This window comes from Parvibaculum sp. (assembly GCF_049671045.1).
In the GTDB taxonomy this organism is placed as follows: domain Bacteria; phylum Pseudomonadota; class Alphaproteobacteria; order Parvibaculales; family Parvibaculaceae; genus Parvibaculum.
On sequence record NZ_JBATUH010000095.1, the window covers coordinates 1 to 17,692 of the forward strand.

At 63.7% G+C, this 17,692-nt stretch carries 17 protein-coding genes; 7 read left to right on the top strand and 10 right to left on the bottom strand.

The genetic code is table 11. From position 1 onward, the window contains the following. Positions 1-521, top strand: a 521-nt coding sequence (locus WBG82_RS10750; RefSeq protein ID WP_424424524.1) for an HpcH/HpaI aldolase/citrate lyase family protein, incomplete at its 5' end; no start/stop codon positions are given. 63 nt (positions 522-584) lie between these two features. On the opposite strand, the gene WBG82_RS10755 is transcribed toward WBG82_RS10750, so the two are convergent. Next, the gene (locus tag WBG82_RS10755) at positions 585-1,688 is read right to left on the bottom strand and encodes an NADH:flavin oxidoreductase (RefSeq protein WP_424424525.1); all 1,104 of its coding nucleotides are present in this window, start codon (positions 1,686-1,688) and stop codon (positions 585-587) included. Between the two features lie 138 nt (positions 1,689-1,826). Here WBG82_RS10755 and WBG82_RS10760 point away from each other — a divergent pair, with 138 nt between their 5' ends. The 3 genes from WBG82_RS10760 to WBG82_RS10770 all read left to right on the top strand — a co-directional run bounded on the left by WBG82_RS10760 (position 1,827) and on the right by WBG82_RS10770 (position 3,974). After that, a complete protein-coding gene (locus WBG82_RS10760) occupies positions 1,827-2,723 on the top strand; it encodes a polysaccharide deacetylase family protein (RefSeq protein ID WP_424424526.1) in 897 nt (298 codons plus the stop codon). A gap of 64 nt (positions 2,724-2,787) precedes the next feature. Continuing rightward, the gene (hspQ, locus tag WBG82_RS10765) at positions 2,788-3,120 is read left to right on the top strand and encodes a heat shock protein HspQ (protein WP_324299806.1); all 333 of its coding nucleotides are present in this window, start codon (positions 2,788-2,790) and stop codon (positions 3,118-3,120) included. A 131-nt stretch (positions 3,121-3,251) separates the two neighbouring features. Next, a complete protein-coding gene (locus tag WBG82_RS10770; protein WP_424424527.1) occupies positions 3,252-3,974 on the top strand; it encodes an acyltransferase in 723 nt (240 codons plus the stop codon). Here the strand turns inward: WBG82_RS10770 and WBG82_RS10775 are convergent. Then, on the bottom strand, positions 3,971-4,546 hold the full coding sequence (locus WBG82_RS10775) for an invasion associated locus B family protein (protein ID WP_424424528.1): 576 nt from the start codon (positions 4,544-4,546) through the stop codon (positions 3,971-3,973). The genes WBG82_RS10770 and WBG82_RS10775 overlap by 4 nt on opposite strands. Positions 4,547-4,733: 187 nt before the next feature. On the opposite strand from WBG82_RS10775, the gene WBG82_RS10780 reads away from it, so the two are divergent. After that, positions 4,734-6,551: an extracellular solute-binding protein gene (locus WBG82_RS10780; RefSeq protein ID WP_424424529.1), complete on the top strand. Its 1,818-nt coding sequence runs from the start codon at positions 4,734-4,736 to the stop codon at positions 6,549-6,551. Positions 6,552-6,570: 19 nt separating this feature from the next. On the opposite strand, the gene WBG82_RS10785 is transcribed toward WBG82_RS10780, so the two are convergent. Together WBG82_RS10785 and WBG82_RS10790 are read right to left on the bottom strand one after the other, a co-directional pair. Continuing rightward, the gene (locus tag WBG82_RS10785; protein WP_424424530.1) at positions 6,571-7,329 is read right to left on the bottom strand and encodes a histidine phosphatase family protein; all 759 of its coding nucleotides are present in this window, start codon (positions 7,327-7,329) and stop codon (positions 6,571-6,573) included. After that, positions 7,326-8,456, bottom strand: a complete 1,131-nt coding sequence (locus WBG82_RS10790) for a CaiB/BaiF CoA transferase family protein (protein ID WP_424424531.1) — start codon at positions 8,454-8,456, stop codon at positions 7,326-7,328. Before WBG82_RS10790 ends, WBG82_RS10785 begins: the two co-directional genes overlap by 4 nt. 143 nt (positions 8,457-8,599) lie before the next feature. On the opposite strand from WBG82_RS10790, the gene WBG82_RS10795 reads away from it, so the two are divergent. Continuing rightward, positions 8,600-10,168, top strand: a complete 1,569-nt coding sequence (locus WBG82_RS10795) for an acyl-CoA synthetase (protein ID WP_424424532.1) — start codon at positions 8,600-8,602, stop codon at positions 10,166-10,168. Here the strand turns inward: WBG82_RS10795 and WBG82_RS10800 are convergent. Together WBG82_RS10800 and WBG82_RS10805 are read right to left on the bottom strand one after the other, a co-directional pair. Next, a complete protein-coding gene (locus tag WBG82_RS10800) occupies positions 10,159-10,395 on the bottom strand; it encodes a hypothetical protein (RefSeq protein WP_424424533.1) in 237 nt (78 codons plus the stop codon). The genes WBG82_RS10795 and WBG82_RS10800 overlap by 10 nt on opposite strands. A 151-nt stretch (positions 10,396-10,546) precedes the next feature. Then, positions 10,547-11,335: a glucose 1-dehydrogenase gene (locus WBG82_RS10805; RefSeq protein ID WP_424424534.1), complete on the bottom strand. Its 789-nt coding sequence runs from the start codon at positions 11,333-11,335 to the stop codon at positions 10,547-10,549. 150 nt (positions 11,336-11,485) lie between these two features. Between WBG82_RS10805 and WBG82_RS10810 the strand changes: the two genes are divergently transcribed. Beyond that, on the top strand, positions 11,486-12,136 hold the full coding sequence (locus tag WBG82_RS10810; RefSeq protein WP_424424535.1) for a DsbA family oxidoreductase: 651 nt from the start codon (positions 11,486-11,488) through the stop codon (positions 12,134-12,136). An 11-nt stretch (positions 12,137-12,147) separates the two neighbouring features. Here WBG82_RS10810 and WBG82_RS10815 read toward each other — a convergent pair whose 3' ends face one another. The 4 genes from WBG82_RS10815 to WBG82_RS10830 all read right to left on the bottom strand — a co-directional run bounded on the left by WBG82_RS10815 (position 12,148) and on the right by WBG82_RS10830 (position 17,581). Further along, positions 12,148-12,759: a sulfite oxidase heme-binding subunit YedZ gene (locus WBG82_RS10815; RefSeq protein ID WP_424424536.1), complete on the bottom strand. Its 612-nt coding sequence runs from the start codon at positions 12,757-12,759 to the stop codon at positions 12,148-12,150. 2 nt (positions 12,760-12,761) lie between these two features. Further along, positions 12,762-13,694 carry a protein-methionine-sulfoxide reductase catalytic subunit MsrP gene (gene msrP, locus WBG82_RS10820; RefSeq protein ID WP_424424537.1) on the bottom strand — a complete coding sequence of 311 codons (933 nt, stop codon included), beginning with the start codon at positions 13,692-13,694 and terminating at the stop codon, positions 12,762-12,764. 81 nt (positions 13,695-13,775) lie between these two features. Continuing rightward, positions 13,776-17,270: a transcription-repair coupling factor gene (gene mfd, locus WBG82_RS10825; protein WP_424424538.1), complete on the bottom strand. Its 3,495-nt coding sequence runs from the start codon at positions 17,268-17,270 to the stop codon at positions 13,776-13,778. An 11-nt stretch (positions 17,271-17,281) separates the two neighbouring features. Continuing rightward, positions 17,282-17,581 carry a succinate dehydrogenase assembly factor 2 gene (locus tag WBG82_RS10830; protein WP_424424539.1) on the bottom strand — a complete coding sequence of 100 codons (300 nt, stop codon included), beginning with the start codon at positions 17,579-17,581 and terminating at the stop codon, positions 17,282-17,284. Positions 17,582-17,692: the final 111 nt, after the last annotated feature.

A 17,692-nucleotide genomic window follows, 5' to 3' on the forward strand; every position in this document is an offset into this window, starting at 1 on the left:
ATGGCATGAGCCTCGGGCCGGCCGATCTCGCCGCCTCGCGCAAGATGAAGACGACCCGCGTCGGCGGCGGCCATCCCTTCTACCGCGTGCTCGAGGATACGCGCGCCGACGGGGGCCCGCGCGCTTCCGCGCAGCAGGATCTCTGGCACTACACATTCGCCAAGATGGTGGACGCCTGCTGTTCCAACGGCATTCGCCCGTTCTACGGGCCGTTCGGCGATATTCAGGATCTCGAAGGCTGCGAGCAGCAGTTCCGCAACGCCTTCCTCATGGGATGCGTCGGCGCATGGACGCTGCATCCCAACCAGATCGCCATCGCCAAGCGCGTCTTCAGCCCGGAGCCGGATGAGGTTCTCTTCGCCAAGAGGATTCTCGAAGCCATGCCGGATGGTCGCGGCGTCGCCATGATCGACGGCAAGATGCAGGATGATGCGACCTGGAAGCAGGCCAAGGTCATCGTCGATCTCGCCCGGCGCGTCGCCGCGCGCGATCCCGAGCTTGCCAAGGCTTACGGCTTCTGACCGCCGCGAAATTCGTTACGCCATGCGCGGGATCGCTCCCGCGCATGGCAGAACGAAAGCCCGTCAGTAAAGCGTCGCGAGCGCTTCAGGCTTGAAGGGCATGAGCGCCTCATAGCGCTCTTCGTGGATCTTGCGCGACCATTCCGGATCGACGAGCAGCGCTCGGCCGACCGCGACGAGATCGAACTCGTCGTTCTCCAGACGCGCGAGAAGATCGTCGATCCCCGTCGCTTCCGAGGACTGGCCCTGGAAGGAGCCGATGAACTCGCCCGAGAGGCTGACGCTGCCGACCGTAATCGAAGGCTTGCCGGTGAGTTTCTTCGCCCAGCCTGCGAAATTGAGCGTCGAGCCCTCGAATTCCGGCTCCCAGAAGCGGCGCTGCGAGCAATGGAAACAATCGACGCCCGCTTCCGAAAGCACCTTCAGGAACTCGCCGAGAAGCTCCGGCGTCGGCGCGAGCCGCGCGGTGTAGTCCTGCTGCTTCCACTGCGAAAGGCGCAGGATGAGCGGATAGTCCTTGCCGACCTCGCGCCGCACCGCCTCGATGATCTCGATGGCGAAACGTTCGCGCTTGAGCATGCTGCCGCCATATTCGTCATCGCGCTGGTTGAGCCCTTCCCACAGGAACTGGTCGATGAGGTAGCCATGCGCGCCATGAAGCTCGACGCCGTCGAAGCCAAGCTCGCGCGCGTCGGCGGCCGCGCGCGCGAAGGCGTCGACCACGCTCTGGATATGCGCCTTCGTCATCGGCTCGCTGACCTGCTTGCCCGGCTTCGACATGCCGGAGGGCCCAGCGCTCGGCACCTCCGGATTGGCGACATTGCCTTTCGGGTTGCGCGCCATGCCGACATGCCAAAGCTGCGGCATGATCTTGCCGCCGACACCGTGAACCTCCTCGACGACGCGCTTCCACCCCTTGAGCGCATCGCCGTGGAAATTCGGAATGTTCACATCCATCGACGACACGGGATCGTTGACCGTGGTGCCCTCGGTGATGATGAGGCCGGTCATGTTCTCGGCGCGGCGGCGGTAATAGGCCGCGACTTCGGGCCCCGGAATGCTGCCCGGCGATTTCGAGCGCGTCATGGGTGCCATGACGATGCGGTTTTCAAGCGTCAGGCCGTTGATCGTGAAGGGCCGGAACAGTGGGGCTACGGATCGGCTCATACGTTTCTCCATATTGGCGCCGTGAAACCTCGGGATTCACGACAAATTGCAATTGATGTCATATTGGCTCACCGGCAAAGAAGCGCAATTGCCGCTTTGAAGATCGGGGCGTCAAAATCGAACAGGGGGAAGCGCCGCATGGGACCTAATCCGGCACTGGCGAAACTTGGATTTGCGGAAAGCGAGCGGGTCGCCATTCTCCATGTCGACGATGTGGGTATGTGCGGTGCTTCGCTTAGCGCCTTTGCCGATCTTTGGGAGCGGCGCGAAGTGACCTGCGGCTCGGTCATGGTGCCCTGCCCGTGGTTTCGCGCCACGGCCGCCTGGGCGCGCGCGCATCCCGACGCCGATCTCGGCGTTCATGCCACGCTGACGAGCGAATGGACCGGCTATCGCTGGGGTCCCGTCTCGACGCGCGATCCGGCGAGCGGCCTCATGGATGGCGAACGCTGCTTCCCGCGCACATCCGCGGAAGTGGCCGCCAATGCGCGGGCTGATGCCGTGGGCACCGAACTCCGCCTCCAGATCGCGATGGCGCGCGAGGCCGGGATCGAGCCCACCCATCTCGACACGCATATGGGATCGGTCATGGATTCGCAGCTCTATGAGCCCTTCATCGCGGCCGCGCTCACCGCCGGCGTTCAGCCCTTCGGGCTCAGGCTCCAGCCCGAGCAATGGCGCAAGGGCGGCTATGACGAACCGACCGCGACCGAACTCACCGCCAGGACGATGGCGCTCGAGGCCGAAGGCGTGCCCATGCTCGACCGCATCTTCCAGCTCTCGCTTTCGATCGAGGAGGACCGGCTGGATCGCACCCTCGACATGGTCCAGCGCATCGAGCCCGGGCAGATCGGTTATGTCGTCTTTCACCCCGCCCATGACACGGAGGAGATACGCGCCATTTGCCCCGATTGGCGTTCCCGCGTGAGCGATTATGAACTGCTGGCGTCGGGGCGCGTCCGTTCCGCGCTTTCCGCGCGTGGCGTTCACCTCATCGGCTGCCGCGAGTTGCAGGGGATCATGCCCGCGCGATAGGGCTTCCCGGTGACCCAGCCCACCTGATATTCTTTATGTGTTTTTCTGGAGAGCAAACGACGCCATGGAGATCAACCGGCAGGCGAAATTCAGGATCGGCCAGATCGTGCGCCACAGGATCTATCCCTTCCGCGGGGTCATCTACGATGTAGATCCGACCTTCAACAATACGGAAGAATGGTGGCAGTCGATCCCCGAGGAGGTTCGTCCGCGCAAGGACCAGCCTTTCTACCACCTGCTCGCCGAGAACTCCGAAACCGAATATGTCGCCTATGTCTCCGAGCAGAACCTCCTCGCTGACGATTCCGGCAAGCCTGTCCGCCACCCGCAGGTGAACGAGATGTTCGGCCCGATGCGCGACGGCGCCTATACCATCCGTCTCAAGAACGCTCACTAAACCCCACCCTCCCCGGCGACGAATTCGGATGAGCGTGCCGGCGGCTCGTGCTATCGGTCTCTGGCGCCGTCACAGGCGCGGGAGGGACGGGCCCCGCCGGCGCCTCGCCCCTCCATATGGGAGGGCAAACGGTGCGGCGCGACAGAAGGCCATATTTCATTCGGCGGCTGCAGAATGGCTGGCTTCGTTTCTATACGAGGAAATACATCGCCCCCGCATTCGATGCCGTCGGGCCCGGCCTCTCGGTCACCAGCCCGCGCGACATAGAGATCTGGGGCGGGAATATCCGCGTCGGCGCCTGCGCTCATATCCACGCCTCGCGCGGCAACCCCACCCGCCTCTGCACATGGACGACGGATGGCCGCGAAGGGCGGCTGACGCTCGGCGACTATGTGCTGGTGAGCCCGGGGACGCAGATCATCGCTTCGGAAAGCATCGAGATCGGCTCCAACACGATGATTGCGAGCGGCTGCTACATCTCCGATTCCGACTGGCACGACACATATGACCGGACACGCGAACTGGGCAAGCACGCCCCGATCGTCATTGGCGAGAATGTCTGGCTCGGCGTGCGCGTCATCGTCGGCAAGGGCGTCACGATCGGCGATAACAGCATCATTGGCGCGGGCTCGGTCGTGACGCGCGACATACCCGCAAATTCGATCGCCGCCGGAAATCCAGCCCGCGTCGTCCGCGAGATCGACACGTCTCGCGCCATGCGCAAGCGCGCCGATCTCTTCAACGATCCGGCGCTTGGCGAGCGCGACATGGACAGGCTGATGCGCTATCTGCTTCGGGAGAACACGCTGTTCGGATGGCTCCGCAGCGTATTCTCTCCGACGCGGGAGGATTAGGCCTTCGGCTTCGGCAGATCCGCGATGGCCTTGGAATAGCCGTCGAGCTTGACCGGAACCTTCACGTCGCCCTGACCGGCATGCTTGAAAATGACGTCAAGCTCCTTGCCGCTCTTCAGCGCCTTCAGCTGCTCGGCCGTCAGCGGCGCCTCGGCCTGACACCCCATGGGCAGGCAAAAGAGGAACGGGCCGCCGAACTTCGTCTTGTTGTCGACGCTGATGCCGATGCCGGGCGGCAGGATCGTTCCGAGCGGCGTCACCGCAAAGATGAACATGCTGCCGTCGGTCTTCTTCGGAATGTAGCCAACGCCCAGATAGAGGATGCGCTGCTTGCCGTCCTCGACGCGAATGTCGACAAAGGCATGGCATTCCTTCTGTTTGGCGTCCTTCGGATTGAGGTCGCAGCGCGTCGCCCAGACGCCGAATTTCTTGATGACAGGCTTCGGCGCCTGCTCCGCGGTTCCGGCGGATGCATCGGGTTTGGCGGGCTCTGCCGCCATCGAAGCCGTAACGACAAAGGGCGCAATGAGTGCTGCGACGAAGACGCCGAGCGCCGCGCGACGGAAAGACATGGGGTGATCCTTTCTTGGGCCTCAGATCGGCCTGCAAAACGCGACAGGCGCACCGGCCGGGCCGCCGCGGATTATAGAGATATCCAGATTGCCTTGATCAACCCGAAAACGGGAAAGATTTGAAGTAACCTTACTGCCGATTCTGGTAGAGGTGCCGGAGGATTGCGGCAAGACGGAGGCGGACCGGGTGAGATTTTGTCTTGTGCTGTTCGGCGCCATCATGGCTCTCGGCGTCCTGGCGCTGCCGAGGCCGGCCGAGGCAGGCCCCAGCCACGCCATCGCCATGCATGGCACGCCGCTCTATCCGGCGAACTTCCATCATTTCGGTTTCACCAACCCGGCCGCGCCCAAGGGCGGAACAATCCGCTTCGCGGCGGTCGGCACCTTCGACAGTCTCAATCCTTTCATCGTCAGGGGAACGGCGGCTGTCGGCTTGCGTGAACAGGTGTTCGAGAGCCTGATGGCGCGCGGCTATGACGAGCCCTTCAGCCTCTACGGGCTTCTCGCCGAAACGATTGAGACGCCACCCGACCGAAGCTGGGTCGCCTTCCGCCTCAGGCCGGAGGCACGGTTTTCAGACGGGACGCCGGTCACGGTCGACGATGTCGTCTATTCGCTCGAAACGCTGCGCGACAAAGGCAGGCCCAACTACCGGACCTATTATTCCAAGGTCACGAAAATCGAACGGCCGGACGCAAGAACCGTCAAATTCATTCTCGCTCCGGGCGAGGACACCCACACACCTGACCGGGAAATGCCGCTCATTCTCGGCCTCATGCCCATCATCCCGAAGCATGTTTACGAAAAGAGATCGTTCGATCAGTCGGGGCTGGATTTGCCCGTGGGCAGCGGCCCCTATGTCGTGGACGAGGTGAAGCCCGGCGCGCGCATCGCCTATCGGCGCGACCCGAACTACTGGGGGCGCGAGCTTGCCGTGAACCGGGGCCGCTACAATATCGAGCGCGTCGTTTACGATTACTATCGCGACAGCAATTCGTCCTTCGAGGCGTTCAAGGCCGGGCTCTATGACGCGCGGCCGGAAACGGACCCCGGCCGCTGGACGGGCGAGTATGATTTTCCGGCGGCGAAAGCCGGACAAGTGCGCAAGATCGCCTTCAAAACGGCGATGCCATCGGGCATGAAGGCTCTGGTCTTCAATACGCGCCGCCCCTTCTTTGCCGACAGGCGCGTGCGGATCGCGCTCACTTATCTCTTCGACTTCGAGTGGACGAACAGGACGCTCTATCACAATGCCTACAAGCGCACGGAGAGCTACTTCGACAATTCCGAACTCTCGTCGCATGCACGCGCCGCCAGCCTGCGCGAGCGCGAGCTTCTGGCGCCATTTCCCGATGCGGTCAGGCCCGACATCATGGCGCATGGCTATGAGGCGCCGGTGAGTGACGGCTCGGGCCAGAACCGCATGAACCGCCAGAAGGCGCTGGCGCTGCTGCGCGAGGCCGGCTACGACATTCGGGACGGAAAGGTCGTTAATGCAGCGACGAATACGCCGCTCTCATTCGAGATCCTCGTGGCGACGCCCGCCGACGAAAGGCTCGCCCTCGTCTATGCGAATATGGTGCGCCGCGCCGGCATAGATGCGCGTGTGCGGAACGTCGATGCAAGCCAGTATCAGGGCCGCCTCGACGCCTATGATTACGACATGATCTTCTATGAGTGGTCGCAGTCACTCTCGCCGGGCAATGAGCAGAGCTTCTACTGGGGCTCGGCCGCCGCCGACGAGAACGGCACGCGCAACTATATGGGTGTGAAGAGCAAGGCCATCGACGCCATGATCGAGGCAATGCTGGCGGCGCGGACCCATGAGGAATTCGTCGCTGCCGTTCGCGCGCTCGATCGCGTGCTCATGGCCGGGAACTACGTCATCCCCCTCTTCTATTCGCCGACGCAATGGGTCGCGCTCTGGAACCGGGTGAAGGTGCCCCCGCGCACATCGCTCTATGGCTACCGAACCGACGCCTGGTGGATCGGGGCGCAGCCGTAAGCTGAAGCCGGGGGCCTTCTCAGCGCGGCGTGCGCGCGAAGATCGCTTCGAGGCTCGTCATGTTCATGCCGTGCTTCACGTAGTTATACGGCGTGACATTGACGGCCTTGATGAGCGCCCGCTCGATCTCCGTGCCGGGGCTTCCGTCGGCATTCGGCACCATGTCGAAATCGATGACATTGATGCAGGCCGGGTCCTGCTCGAAAGCGTGAACCGCGGCGAGCCCGCTGCCACGCGCGCCAAGCGCTGCCCAGCCGAGGATCAGCCGGTTGATACCCTCATGCGCCGCGATCAGCATGGTCTGCCAGCCCGGCTCCGTGAGAAGCCTCCTGATGGCGCCGACGGCGCGGCGCTCGGCCTCGGTGAAAAGCTCGCCGCCTTCGAGCATCCGCGCGCCGGGGTCCGACGCATAGGAAAAATGAAAGGCCATCTGCGCGGCAAGTTCCGCCCGGCTCTTCACATTGGCGAACCGGCCACCGTGAATCTCGACGAGTTCGGCTTCGGTCTCGAGTTGCGGCCGCGCCTCGGCGGGCTGCTCGGCCAGCACGAAGCCGGCCGTCTCCCTCGTGCGCGGAACGCCCGATGAAATCGCCCGGTCGAAGCGGACTTGCGACAGGGCCCTGCCTGCCGCGATGGCCTGCTCCTGACCGCGCGATGTCAACGGGACGACCTTGGTATCGCCGCCGGCAGCGGCGATCTCCGGTCCGAAATAATCGACATGGCCGTGGCGCATCAGATAGATGCGCCGCCGGCCCGTCAGTCCCGGCGCGGCTGTCAAATTGCTTCCGCCTTCTTCAGGCCCTCGACGTCGCCGTCCGAGAAGCCCCAGCCCTTCAGCACCTCGACCGTGTTCTCGCCAACCTGCGGCACCGGCCCCTGGATCTTCGAAGGCGTGCGCGAGAAGCGCGGCGCGATGTTGGGCTGCGCCACGCCATCGACGACGACGATCGTCTCGCGCGCCTTGTTGTGCGGGTGATCCTTCGCTTCGGTGATCGAGAGAACCGGCGCGAAACAGATATCCGTGCCCTCCATGATCGCGCACCACTCGTCGCGCGTCTTGGTCTTGAACACGGCTTCGATCTTCGCCTTCAGCTCCGGCCACTTCGCACGGTCCATCTGTGCGTCCCAGATGGCGTCCGTGAGCCCGGCCTTCTCGCGCAGGATGGCGTAGAACTGCGGCTCGATCGAACCGATCGAAATCCACTTGCCGTCCTTCGTCTCATAGGTGTCGTAGAAATGTGCGCCGCCATCGAGCATGTTCGTGCCATGCGGCTCCTGCCACATGCCCGATGCGGTGAAGCCATAGAACATCGCCATGAGCGAGGTGGCACCATCCGTCATCGCCGCGTCGACGACCTGCCCCTTGCCGGTCCTGTTCGCCTCGACAAGCGCCGCGAGCATACCCATGGCGAGGTAGAGCGCGCCGCCGCCGAAATCGCCCACGAGGTTGAGCGGCGGCACCGGCTTCTCGCCCGGACGGCCGATCGCGTGGAGCGCGCCCGTCAGCGAAATATAGTTGATGTCATGGCCCGCCGTCGGCGCGAGGGGGCCGGTCTGGCCCCAGCCGGTCATGCGGCCGTAAACGAGTTTCGGATTGCGCTTGAGGCAGACATCCGGCCCGAGGCCGAGGCGTTCCATGACGCCAGGGCGGAACCCTTCCTGGAGAATGTCGGCCTTCTCGATCAGCTTGAGCGCGGTCTCGACCGCCTCCGGCTTCTTCAGATCGAGCGCGATGGAGCGCTTGCCGCGGCTGGCAATGTCGAACTTCGAGCCGCCGCGCGTGCCCTTGCGATCGATGCGGACAACCTCCGCGCCCATATCCGCCAGAAGCATGCCGCAGAACGGGCCTGGCCCAATGCCCGCGAATTCGACGACCTTGATGCCTGACAGCGGCCCGCTACCCATTATCTCGCTCCCTTGGTTGGCTTTTCGTAGTCCGTTCTTTTAGCCGCAGACGCGCGGTGCGTAAACGCCCGGCGGACTGACGTAGGGGCGGCCTTGAGGGGATATGCTTGCCACCACCGGCGGCCGACCGTATGAAGACATTCATGTCTCAATCCGCTCCGAAACAGGCTCGCGGCTTCACCGGCGAGCTGCCGCCCCGGCACTTCAACATGGCGCGCTATTGCCTTGCGCGGAGCGCGGTCGAGCATCCGAACAAGATCGCGCTTGTCGTCGTTTCCGATGCGGACGCGCCGCTCGAAGGAGCCGAGCGCTGGACCTATGCCGCGCTTGACGATGCCGTTCGCCGGATTGCGGCCGGGCTCTTCGCTGAAGGATTCCGCCCCGGCGAGCGCCTGATGATCCGCATGCCGAATACGAGCGACTATGCGCTTCTCTTCTTCGGTGCCATCGCGGCGGGGCTCGTGCCGCTGCCTTCCTCTTCGCAGCTGACCGAGGCGGAAGCGGAGTTTCTGCTGAAGGATTCGCGCGCCTCTGCCGTGGCGGTCGCAAGCGGCATGGCGGTCGCGCCGGGCGCCGCGCGCATCATCGACGAGCGGATGGTCGAGCGGCTCAAGTCGCATGCGCCGATGTCGGACTATGCCGACACGGAAGCGGACGATCCGGCCTTTCTCGTCTACACCTCCGGCACGAGCGGGCGGCCCAAGGGCGTTCTGCACGCGCAGCGAAGCGCCTGGGGGCGCAGGCCCATGTATCGGGGCTGGTACGGCATGAGCGCCGACGACATCGTGCTTCACGCGGGCGCCTTCAACTGGACCTATACGCTCGGCGTCGGCCTCACCGATCCGTGGGCGAACGGCGCGACGACCGTTCTCTATAACGGCCCGAAAGATGTGCAGGTCTGGCCGAAACTTCTCGGGCGCACAAGGGCGACACTTTTCGCCGCCGTGCCGACGCTCTACCGCCAGATCCTCAAATATTGCGATCTGTCAGCATACGACCTTTCGGCGCTGCGTCACGGGCTGACGGCGGGCGAGGCGCTTTCGCCTGCGCTACTCGACTTGTGGCGAAAGACGACCGGCAAGTACCTCTATGAAGCGCTCGGCATGAGCGAATGTTCGACCTACATCTCGACTGGTCCGGACATGGAGATACGCCCCGGCAGTCCCGGCAGGCCGCAGCCCGGCCGCTCTGTCGCCGCGCTGCCCCTCGAAGGCGGAACGGAACCCCTGCCCGCCGGAGAAACCGGCCTCCTCGCCGTCCATCGCAGCGATCCCGGCCTCATGCTCGGCTACTGGCAGCGCCCGGAGGAAGAAAGCGAGGTCTATCGCGGCGACTGGTTCATCGGCGGCGACCTCGCCTCCTTCGATGAGGACGGGTATCTCCGGTACCACGGCCGCGCCGACGATGTGATGAACGCGATGGGCTATCGCGTCTCGCCAGCGGAGGTCGAGGCGGCGCTTTCCGATCATCCCGATGTCGCCGAGGTCGCGGTGACGGAGATGCGCGTGCGCGACGATGTGAGCGTCATCGCCGCGTTCATCGTGCCGAAGGATGCGTCGGAACCGGATGCGGCATCCATCCTCGCGCATGCGGAGCGGAAGCTCGCCGCCTACAAACGGCCGCGAGAAGTCATCTTCGTCGATGGGCTTCCGCACACGGCAAACGGCAAGGTCATGCGCCGCGCCTTGAGCGCCGGAAATCCTCAGCGATAGACCGCAGGGTCGGCCCTTGGCTCGGCAGGAAGAATCAAGGGGTGCATCCCTTGCCGCTCGTCCTGCGCCGACTTCATCGCATCATAGGCCTGGTTGGCCGCCGCGCTCATCGCCTGCACACGCTCGAGCTTCGTCCACAGCGCCGAAAACGCGGCATTGGGCGTCGTATCGACCGCCCACACGCAGATCAGAAACCCGACGATGGCGCCAATCACAAAATTGGTCATGCCACTCAACCCAAGAACTCACAGACGAAACGATGCTTCCAGTCTGCGGCTCGGGCGCAAAAATAACAAGCAAGCGATTATGTAGTTTGTATTTCCCCGTATCAAACTGAAACAAAAACGCGCTTTTTACTTGGGTATTGGTCACATGACCTTATGCAGGCCGCAACGACTGGCCGTCATCGACGGTAAAAAGCGATCCCGTGATGAATCTCGAATGGTCGGAAGCAAGCAGCAGCAGCGTTCCGTCGAGATCCGATTCGACGCCGAGGCGACGTCGCGGGAACGATCTGATCTGCTTCTGGCCGCCCTCTGAGTGGAACCAATCGGAATTGAGCTCCGTTTCGATGAAGCCCGGGCACATGGCATTGACGTTGATGTTCGCGCGCGCCCATTCCCGCGCCAGCGATTTCGTCATCATCGCGACCGCAGCCTTTGTCATGCAGTAGATGGTGAGCCCCGGCAGGATCGTGTGCGCGCCGATGGACGCGATATTGATGATCCGTCCCCCCTCGCCGCGCTCGATCATCCGTACGCCGACCGCCTGCGCCATGAAGAAGGCGCCGCGGACATTGGTGTCGAACATGGTGTCGAAGCCTTCCGGCGTCACCTGATGCGGCAGCGCCTCCACATTCATGCCGGCATTGTTGACAAGGATGTCCACCGGCCCGAGGTCGCGCTCGCAAGCCTCGACGCATTGCGAAATGCTTCCGGGATCGGTCACATCGAGCGCCAGAGAGAGCGCCCGCCCGCCATTGGCCTCGATCTCGTCCTTCAGCGCGGCGAGCCTCTCGACGCGCCGGCCCGTAATGGCGACCTGGGCGCCGGCCTTGGCCAGAACCAGCGCGAAGCGCCGCCCCAGCCCGCTCGTCGCGCCGGTGACAAGGGCCGTCTTGCCGCTCAGATTGAACGAGGGAAGTACGATTTCGCTGGCGTCGCTCATGGGGTCTTCCAATGTTGCTTCGATGTGACAATTCCGAGGTTGAGCGCATCCTAGAAGCGAACTCGTCCGGGTCAAGCGGACGGCGCCCTTGCACCCTGCCCGGTGCGGCGCATAATCGGGCCAACGATAATCAAAGAAGGGAGCGGCCCCATGCAGCTTGACGTCGTGTCGGACACGGTTTGTCCCTGGTGCTACATCGGCAAGAAGCGGCTCGATCAGGCTCTGGCGCTGCATGGCGGCGAGGGAATTACGCTGCGCTGGCGCCCGTTCCAGCTCGACGCTTCCATTCCCGACGGGGGTGTCAATCGCAAGGCCTATATGGAGAAGAAGTTCGGCTCCGATCCGGACCGAGCGAAGGGCGTCGCCAAGGCGATCCGCGAATATGGCGACGCACTCGGCATCACCTTCAACTTCGACCGGATCGAGATTTCTCCGAACACGCTCGACAGCCACCGCCTGATCCGCTGGGCGGGCACGGCCGGCTGCCAGGGCGAGATGGTCGATATCCTCTTCCGCCGTTACTTCACCGATGCCGAAGACATCGGACGGCGTGACGTGCTCATCGACGCCGCCGCCGAAGCGGGAATGGACACCGACATCGTCGAGGGCCTTCTCGAGCAAGGCGCCGACCGCGAACTCATTCAGCGCGAAGACGCCATGGCGCGGCAGATGGGCATTCAGGGCGTGCCGAGCTTCGTCATCAACTCGAAATGGGTGATGGTCGGCGCGCAGGAAACGCAGGCCCTCGTGCGCATGTTCGAGAAGCTCCTCGCAAAGGAAGCCGAGGACGCCGCGCAATAGCGGACATCACATCACGCGCTGGCGCGCATCGCCTTCCGTAGCGGAATGGCGTTGTAGGCGCGCCAGCCCAGCGCCGCGGCGAGGATCGCGCCATAGATGAGCGGCCAGGTGATATCGAGCTTCACCAGCAGATAGTAGTGGATGACGCCGAGCGTCGCGGCCGCATAGACGGCGCGATGGAGCCGCCGCCATCTCCTCGGCCCAAGGCGCGCGATCATGCCCTTCGTCGATGTGATCGCGAGCGGGACGAGCAGCACGAAGGCGCTCATGCCGACGGTAATATAGGGCCGCTTGAGAATGTCCTTGATGATCGCGGAAAGATCGAGCCCCTGATCGACGCCGAGATAGAGCGTCAGATGCAGACACACATAGAAAAACGCATAGAGCCCGATCATGCGCCGGAAGCGCACCGGCAGCGGGTTCTTCAGAATGCGTGTCAGCGGCGTCAGCAGCAGCCCCGCCACCAGGAGCTTGATCGCCCAGTCTCCTGTCGTCCGGATCAGCGTTTCGACCAGGTCGGCGCCGAGATCGCCGGCAAGAAAGCGCCACAGCAGATGCGCCGCCGGCAACAGACATCCGACGAAGATCGCAAACCAGAGTATGCGGCGGTTTCTCTCGGTCACTGTCAAAAGAAGACCTTGAGGTCCATTCCTTTGTAAAGGCTCGCCACCTCGTCGCCATAGCCGTTGAACATCAGCGTCGGGCGGCGGAAGAAGTCGCCGATGCGGCGCTCCTTGGCCTGGGTCCAGCGCGGATGGTCGACTTCCGGGTTGACGTTGGAATAGAAGCCATACTCGCGCGGATTTGCCGTGTTCCACGCGGTCGCGGGCTGCTCGCTGGCGAACCTGATCCGAACGATCGACTTCGCGCCCTTGAAGCCATATTTCCACGGCACGATGAGGCGCAGCGGCGCGCCGTTCTGATTGAGCAGCGTTTCGCCATAAAGACCGACGGCGAGAATGGTCAGCGGGTGCATCGCCTCATCCATGCGCAGCCCCTCGCGATAGGGCCAGTCGAGATAGGGATAGGCAAGACCCGGCATCGTCTCGCGGTCGGCGAGACTCGTGAACTCGACGAACTTCGCTTTCGAAGTCGGCTCGACGTGCTTGATGAGCGCCGAAAGCGGAAAGCCGTTCCAGGGCACCACCATCGACCAGGCTTCGACGCAGCGATGGCGATAGATGCGCTCCTCGATCGGCGCGAGTTTCAATATGTCCTCGATGCCGAGCGTCATCGGCTTCATGACTTCGCCCGAAATCTCGACCATCCATGGCCGCGTCTTCATCGCCCCCGCATAGGCTGCCGGGTCGCCCTTGTCCGGGCCGAACTCATAGAAATTGTTGTAGCCGGTCACGTCCTTGAAGGGCGTCAGCTCCTCGCCTTGCGTCGAAAGCGGGCTCTTCGCCACCTTGAGCGGCGCGGCAATGGCCTCGCCGCGCGGAAAGGCGAGCCCCGCGCCGAGCGCTGCTGCACCCGCAATGAAGCGGCGGCGATCGAGCCAGAGAGATTTCGGCGTAATCTCAGAAGAGGCGATGTCGGGCGTCTTTCCGATCAACATGCGAAATGCTCCTTCGTCCGCAAGTATCGCAGAAAGCGGCCGCTCACGACAAATCGCGTTCGCGTGAAGGAAAACGCCGCTTCAGGCGGCCTTGGCAGGCTGGGCGAGATTCGCCAGCGTTTTCATGAGGCGGTAGGTGCCTGAAAGCCGCTCCGTGGCCGTCTCCCAATCGCGCTTGAAGACGAGCTTGTGATCGGGACGCAGCTTGGCATTGCCGCGCTCGTCATTGATGAGCTCGACCAGCGCGCCGGGATTGGGGAAGCTGTTGCCGCGGAATGTGAGCACGATGCCCTTCGGCCCGGCATCGATCTTCTCGATATTGGCCGTTCGGCACATGCCCTTGATCTCGACGATCTTGAGAAGGAATTCCACTTCCTCCGGCAGCTTGCCGAAGCGGTCGATGAGCTCGGCCGCGAAGCCGTCGATCTCGGTCCGTGTCTCGACATCGGACAGGCGGCGATAAAGCGCCATGCGGGCATCGAGATCGGGCACGTAGTTCTCAGGGATGAGCACCGGCGCGCCGACATTGATCTGCGGCGACCACTGGCCTTCCTCATCGGCCGCTGTTCCCCCGCCGCGAAGCGCGGCGACGGCTTCCTCGAGCATTTCCTGATAAAGCTCGAAGCCGACTTCCTTGATGTGGCCCGATTGCTCGTCGCCGAGCAGATTGCCCGCGCCGCGAATGTCGAGATCGTGGCTTGCGAGGGTAAAGCCCGCGCCGAGAGAGTCGAGCGATTGCAGCACCTTGAGGCGCCGCTCGGCGGTCGAGGTCATCGTCCGGTTCTGCGGCACGGTGAGATAGGCATAGGCGCGCGCCTTGGACCGGCCGACGCGGCCACGAAGCTGATAGAGCTGCGCAAGGCCGAACATGTCCGCCCGATGCACGACGAGCGTGTTCGCGGTCGGAATGTCGAGGCCGGATTCGACGATGGTGGTCGAGACGAGCACGTCGTATTTGCCGTCGTAGAACGCAGTCATCTTGTCTTCGATCTCGCCCGCCGCCATCTGGCCATGCGCGGTCACGGTCTTGACCTCAGGCACATAGGCGGAAAGGAACTCTTCCGCCTCCTGAAGATCGGCGATGCGCGGCACGACATAAAAGCTCTGGCCGCCGCGATAGTGCTCGCGAAGCAGCGCCTCGCGGATGACCACGGCATCGAAGGGCGAAACATAGGTGCGGACGGCGAGCCGGTCGACCGGCGGCGTCGCGATGATCGAAAGCTCGCGCACGCCGGAGAGAGCAAGCTGCAGCGTGCGCGGGATCGGCGTCGCGGTCAGCGTCAGCACATGCACTTCGGCGCGCATCTGCTTCAGCCGCTCCTTGTGGCCGACGCCGAAATGCTGCTCCTCGTCGACGATCATCAGCCCCAGATTCCTGAACTTGATCGTCTTGCCGAGAAGCGCATGCGTGCCGATGACAATGTCGATATCGCCGCTCGCAAGCCCGGCCTTCGTTTCCGACATCTCCTTGGAGGAAACGAGCCGCGACATCTGGCGGATCTTGAGCGGGAAGCCCTGAAAGCGCTGGGCGAAGGTCCTGAAATGCTGCCGCGCCAGCAGCGTCGTCGGCACGACGACGGCAACCTGATAGCCCGACATGGCGGCGACGAAGGCCGTGCGCAGCGCAACCTCGGTCTTGCCGAAGCCGACATCGCCGCAGACGAGCCGATCCATCGGCCGCCCCTTGCCGACATCCTCCAGCACGGCGGCGATCGCCTGTTCCTGGTCTTCCGTCTCCTGGAAGGGAAAGCGCGCGCAGAATTCGTCGTAAAGTCCGGGCTGCGGCTCCATGACCGGCGCGGTTTTCAGCTCGCGCGCCGCCGCGATCTTGATGAGCTCCTGCGCCATCTCGCGGATGCGGCTCTTGAGCTTCGCCTTGCGCGCCTGCCAGCCTGTGCCGCCGAGGCGGTCGAGCTGCGCATTCGTTTCGTCGGAGCCATAGCGCGACAGAAGCTCGATATTCTCGACCGGCAGATAGAGCTTGTCGCCCCCGTGATAGAGGAGCAGCAGGCAGTCATGCGGCGCGCCCATGACCTCGATCGTCTGCAATCCGTCGAAGCGGCCGATGCCGTGATCGACATGGACGACGAGGTCGCCGGGGCTGAGGCTCGACGCCTCGGTGAGAAAATTCTCTGCTCTCTTCTTGCGCCGCTGGCGGACCAGCCGGTCGCCCAGCACGTCCTGCTCGCTGATGACCGCGAGATCGTCCGTTTCGAAGCCGGCCTCAAGACCGAGAACAATCAGCGAAACTGTCGCCTTGTTAACAGCGTTTACATCGCTCCAGCTATCGGCGATCTCCACATGGCTGATGCCGTGATCGCCGAGCACATGCGAGAGCCGGTCGCGCGCGCCCTCGCTCCAGCTCGCAATGGCGATGCGCTTGTTCGCCCGGCGAAGCCTGGCAATATGCGCGCCGAGCGCCGCGAAGATGTTGACGCCCTCCTGGGCGCGCTCGGGCGCGAAGTTGCGACCCTGCCGACCGCCGAGATTGACGGCGTCCTGCGCGGGCGCGGAGAAGCCCGAGAAAAGCCGGACCGGATGGCCTTCGAGCGCGGCCGCCCAATCATCATCCGCGAGGTAAAGCGCCTCCGGCTTCAGCGGCTTGTAGGAACTGGCCTCCAGCGTCTTGACCTCGCGCGCGGCGACGCGCGCCTCGTAATAGTCGCGGATGAGATCCCATCGCGCGGCGCGGGATTCTTCCGCAAGGCTGTCGAGCGCGACGAGCGCGCCCGGCACATAGTCGAAGACCGTTTCAAGCGTCTCGTGGAAAAGCGGCAGCCAGTGCTCCATGCCCTGTTGCTTGCGGCCTTCGCTCACCGCCGCATAGAGCGGATCATGGTCGGTGACGGCGCCGAATGTCGCGACATAGGCGGCGCGGAAGCGGCGGATGACTTCGGCATCGAGATGAATTTCGCTTGCCGGCACGAGTTCGATCCCGTGCAGCGTTCCGGTCGTGCGCTGGCTCTCGGGATCGAAGGTTCGGACCGCTTCGAGCGTATCGCCGAACATGTCGAGCCGGACCGGCGCCTCGAAGCCCGGCGGAAAGATGTCGACGATGCCGCCGCGCACGGCGAATTCGCCGCGCTCGCGCACCGTGCCCGTCCGCTCATAGCCATTGGCGGCGAGATAGGCCGTCAGCGCCTCAAGGTCGATACGGTTGCCCGCCCGGGCCGACCATGCGCAGGTCTTGACGGTCTGGCGCGCCGGCACCCGCTGGAGAGCGGCGTTGACGGTCGCGAGCAGGATGAGCGGGCGCGAGCTCTCCTTCCGGTTTGCAAGTATGGAGAGCGTCGCCATGCGGCGGCTGGCGATCTCCGAATTCGGCGAAACGCGGTCGTAAGGCAGGCAGTCCCAGGCCGGAAAGGATGCCGTCTCCACATCGGGCGCGAAGAAGGCCAGCGCCTCCTCCATCGCAGCGAGCCGCGCATCGTCCCGCGCGATGTGAAACACGATCCCGTCGCCCGCCTTGGCGCGCGCGCGTGCCATATCGGCGAGCACAAGCGCGTCGAACCCTTCAGGCGCTTCGCCAAGCGTAAGCCGCCCGGGCGCGGTCGTGATCCTGTTCAGCTCTCGCAAATGGGTGACGCTCAGTTCTTCGGCTGCCAGAGCGCCCCTTCCAGATGATTGAAGGTTCGGATGCGTTCAAGCAGGGCCGTGTCGTATTCGGGGGGTGTTTTTTCGCGTCCCGTGATCCAGTTGTAAAGGCTTGTGTCCTCGACCTCGATAAGATGCTCGTAGAGATCGAGGTCCTCGGGCGAAAGGCCCGCCAGCTCGCCATCGGCGAAATGGCCGAGGATCAGGTCCATTTCCTTGATGCCGCGATGCCATGAACGGAACTTGAGGCGGCGCAGGCGAATTTCACGATCATCCAAAGCGTTGTCGGTCATTTCCACATATCCCCGTTTGAAAGCGGGTATAGACCGCTGTGCTCCTTCTGTCAGCCCTTCGCCCGCACTTAATCCAAATTCTCATAAAATTGTATGGAATTGTTTCAACTC

Coding starts and splice junctions, on each gene's coding strand:
- hspQ (WP_324299806.1), top strand. CDS start 2,788: ATGGAGATCAACCGGCAGGCGAAATTCAGGATCGGCCAGATCGTGCGC.
- WBG82_RS10800 (WP_424424533.1), bottom strand. CDS start 10,395: ATGACCAATTTTGTGATTGGCGCCATCGTCGGGTTTCTGATCTGCGTG.
- WBG82_RS10830 (WP_424424539.1), bottom strand. CDS start 17,581: ATGACCGACAACGCTTTGGATGATCGTGAAATTCGCCTGCGCCGCCTC.
- WBG82_RS10810 (WP_424424535.1), top strand. CDS start 11,486: ATGCAGCTTGACGTCGTGTCGGACACGGTTTGTCCCTGGTGCTACATC.
- WBG82_RS10795 (WP_424424532.1), top strand. CDS start 8,600: ATGTCTCAATCCGCTCCGAAACAGGCTCGCGGCTTCACCGGCGAGCTG.
- WBG82_RS10775 (WP_424424528.1), bottom strand. CDS start 4,546: ATGTCTTTCCGTCGCGCGGCGCTCGGCGTCTTCGTCGCAGCACTCATT.
- WBG82_RS10790 (WP_424424531.1), bottom strand. CDS start 8,456: ATGGGTAGCGGGCCGCTGTCAGGCATCAAGGTCGTCGAATTCGCGGGC.
- WBG82_RS10755 (WP_424424525.1), bottom strand. CDS start 1,688: ATGAGCCGATCCGTAGCCCCACTGTTCCGGCCCTTCACGATCAACGGC.
- WBG82_RS10760 (WP_424424526.1), top strand. CDS start 1,827: ATGGGACCTAATCCGGCACTGGCGAAACTTGGATTTGCGGAAAGCGAG.
- WBG82_RS10805 (WP_424424534.1), bottom strand. CDS start 11,335: ATGAGCGACGCCAGCGAAATCGTACTTCCCTCGTTCAATCTGAGCGGC.
- msrP (WP_424424537.1), bottom strand. CDS start 13,694: ATGTTGATCGGAAAGACGCCCGACATCGCCTCTTCTGAGATTACGCCG.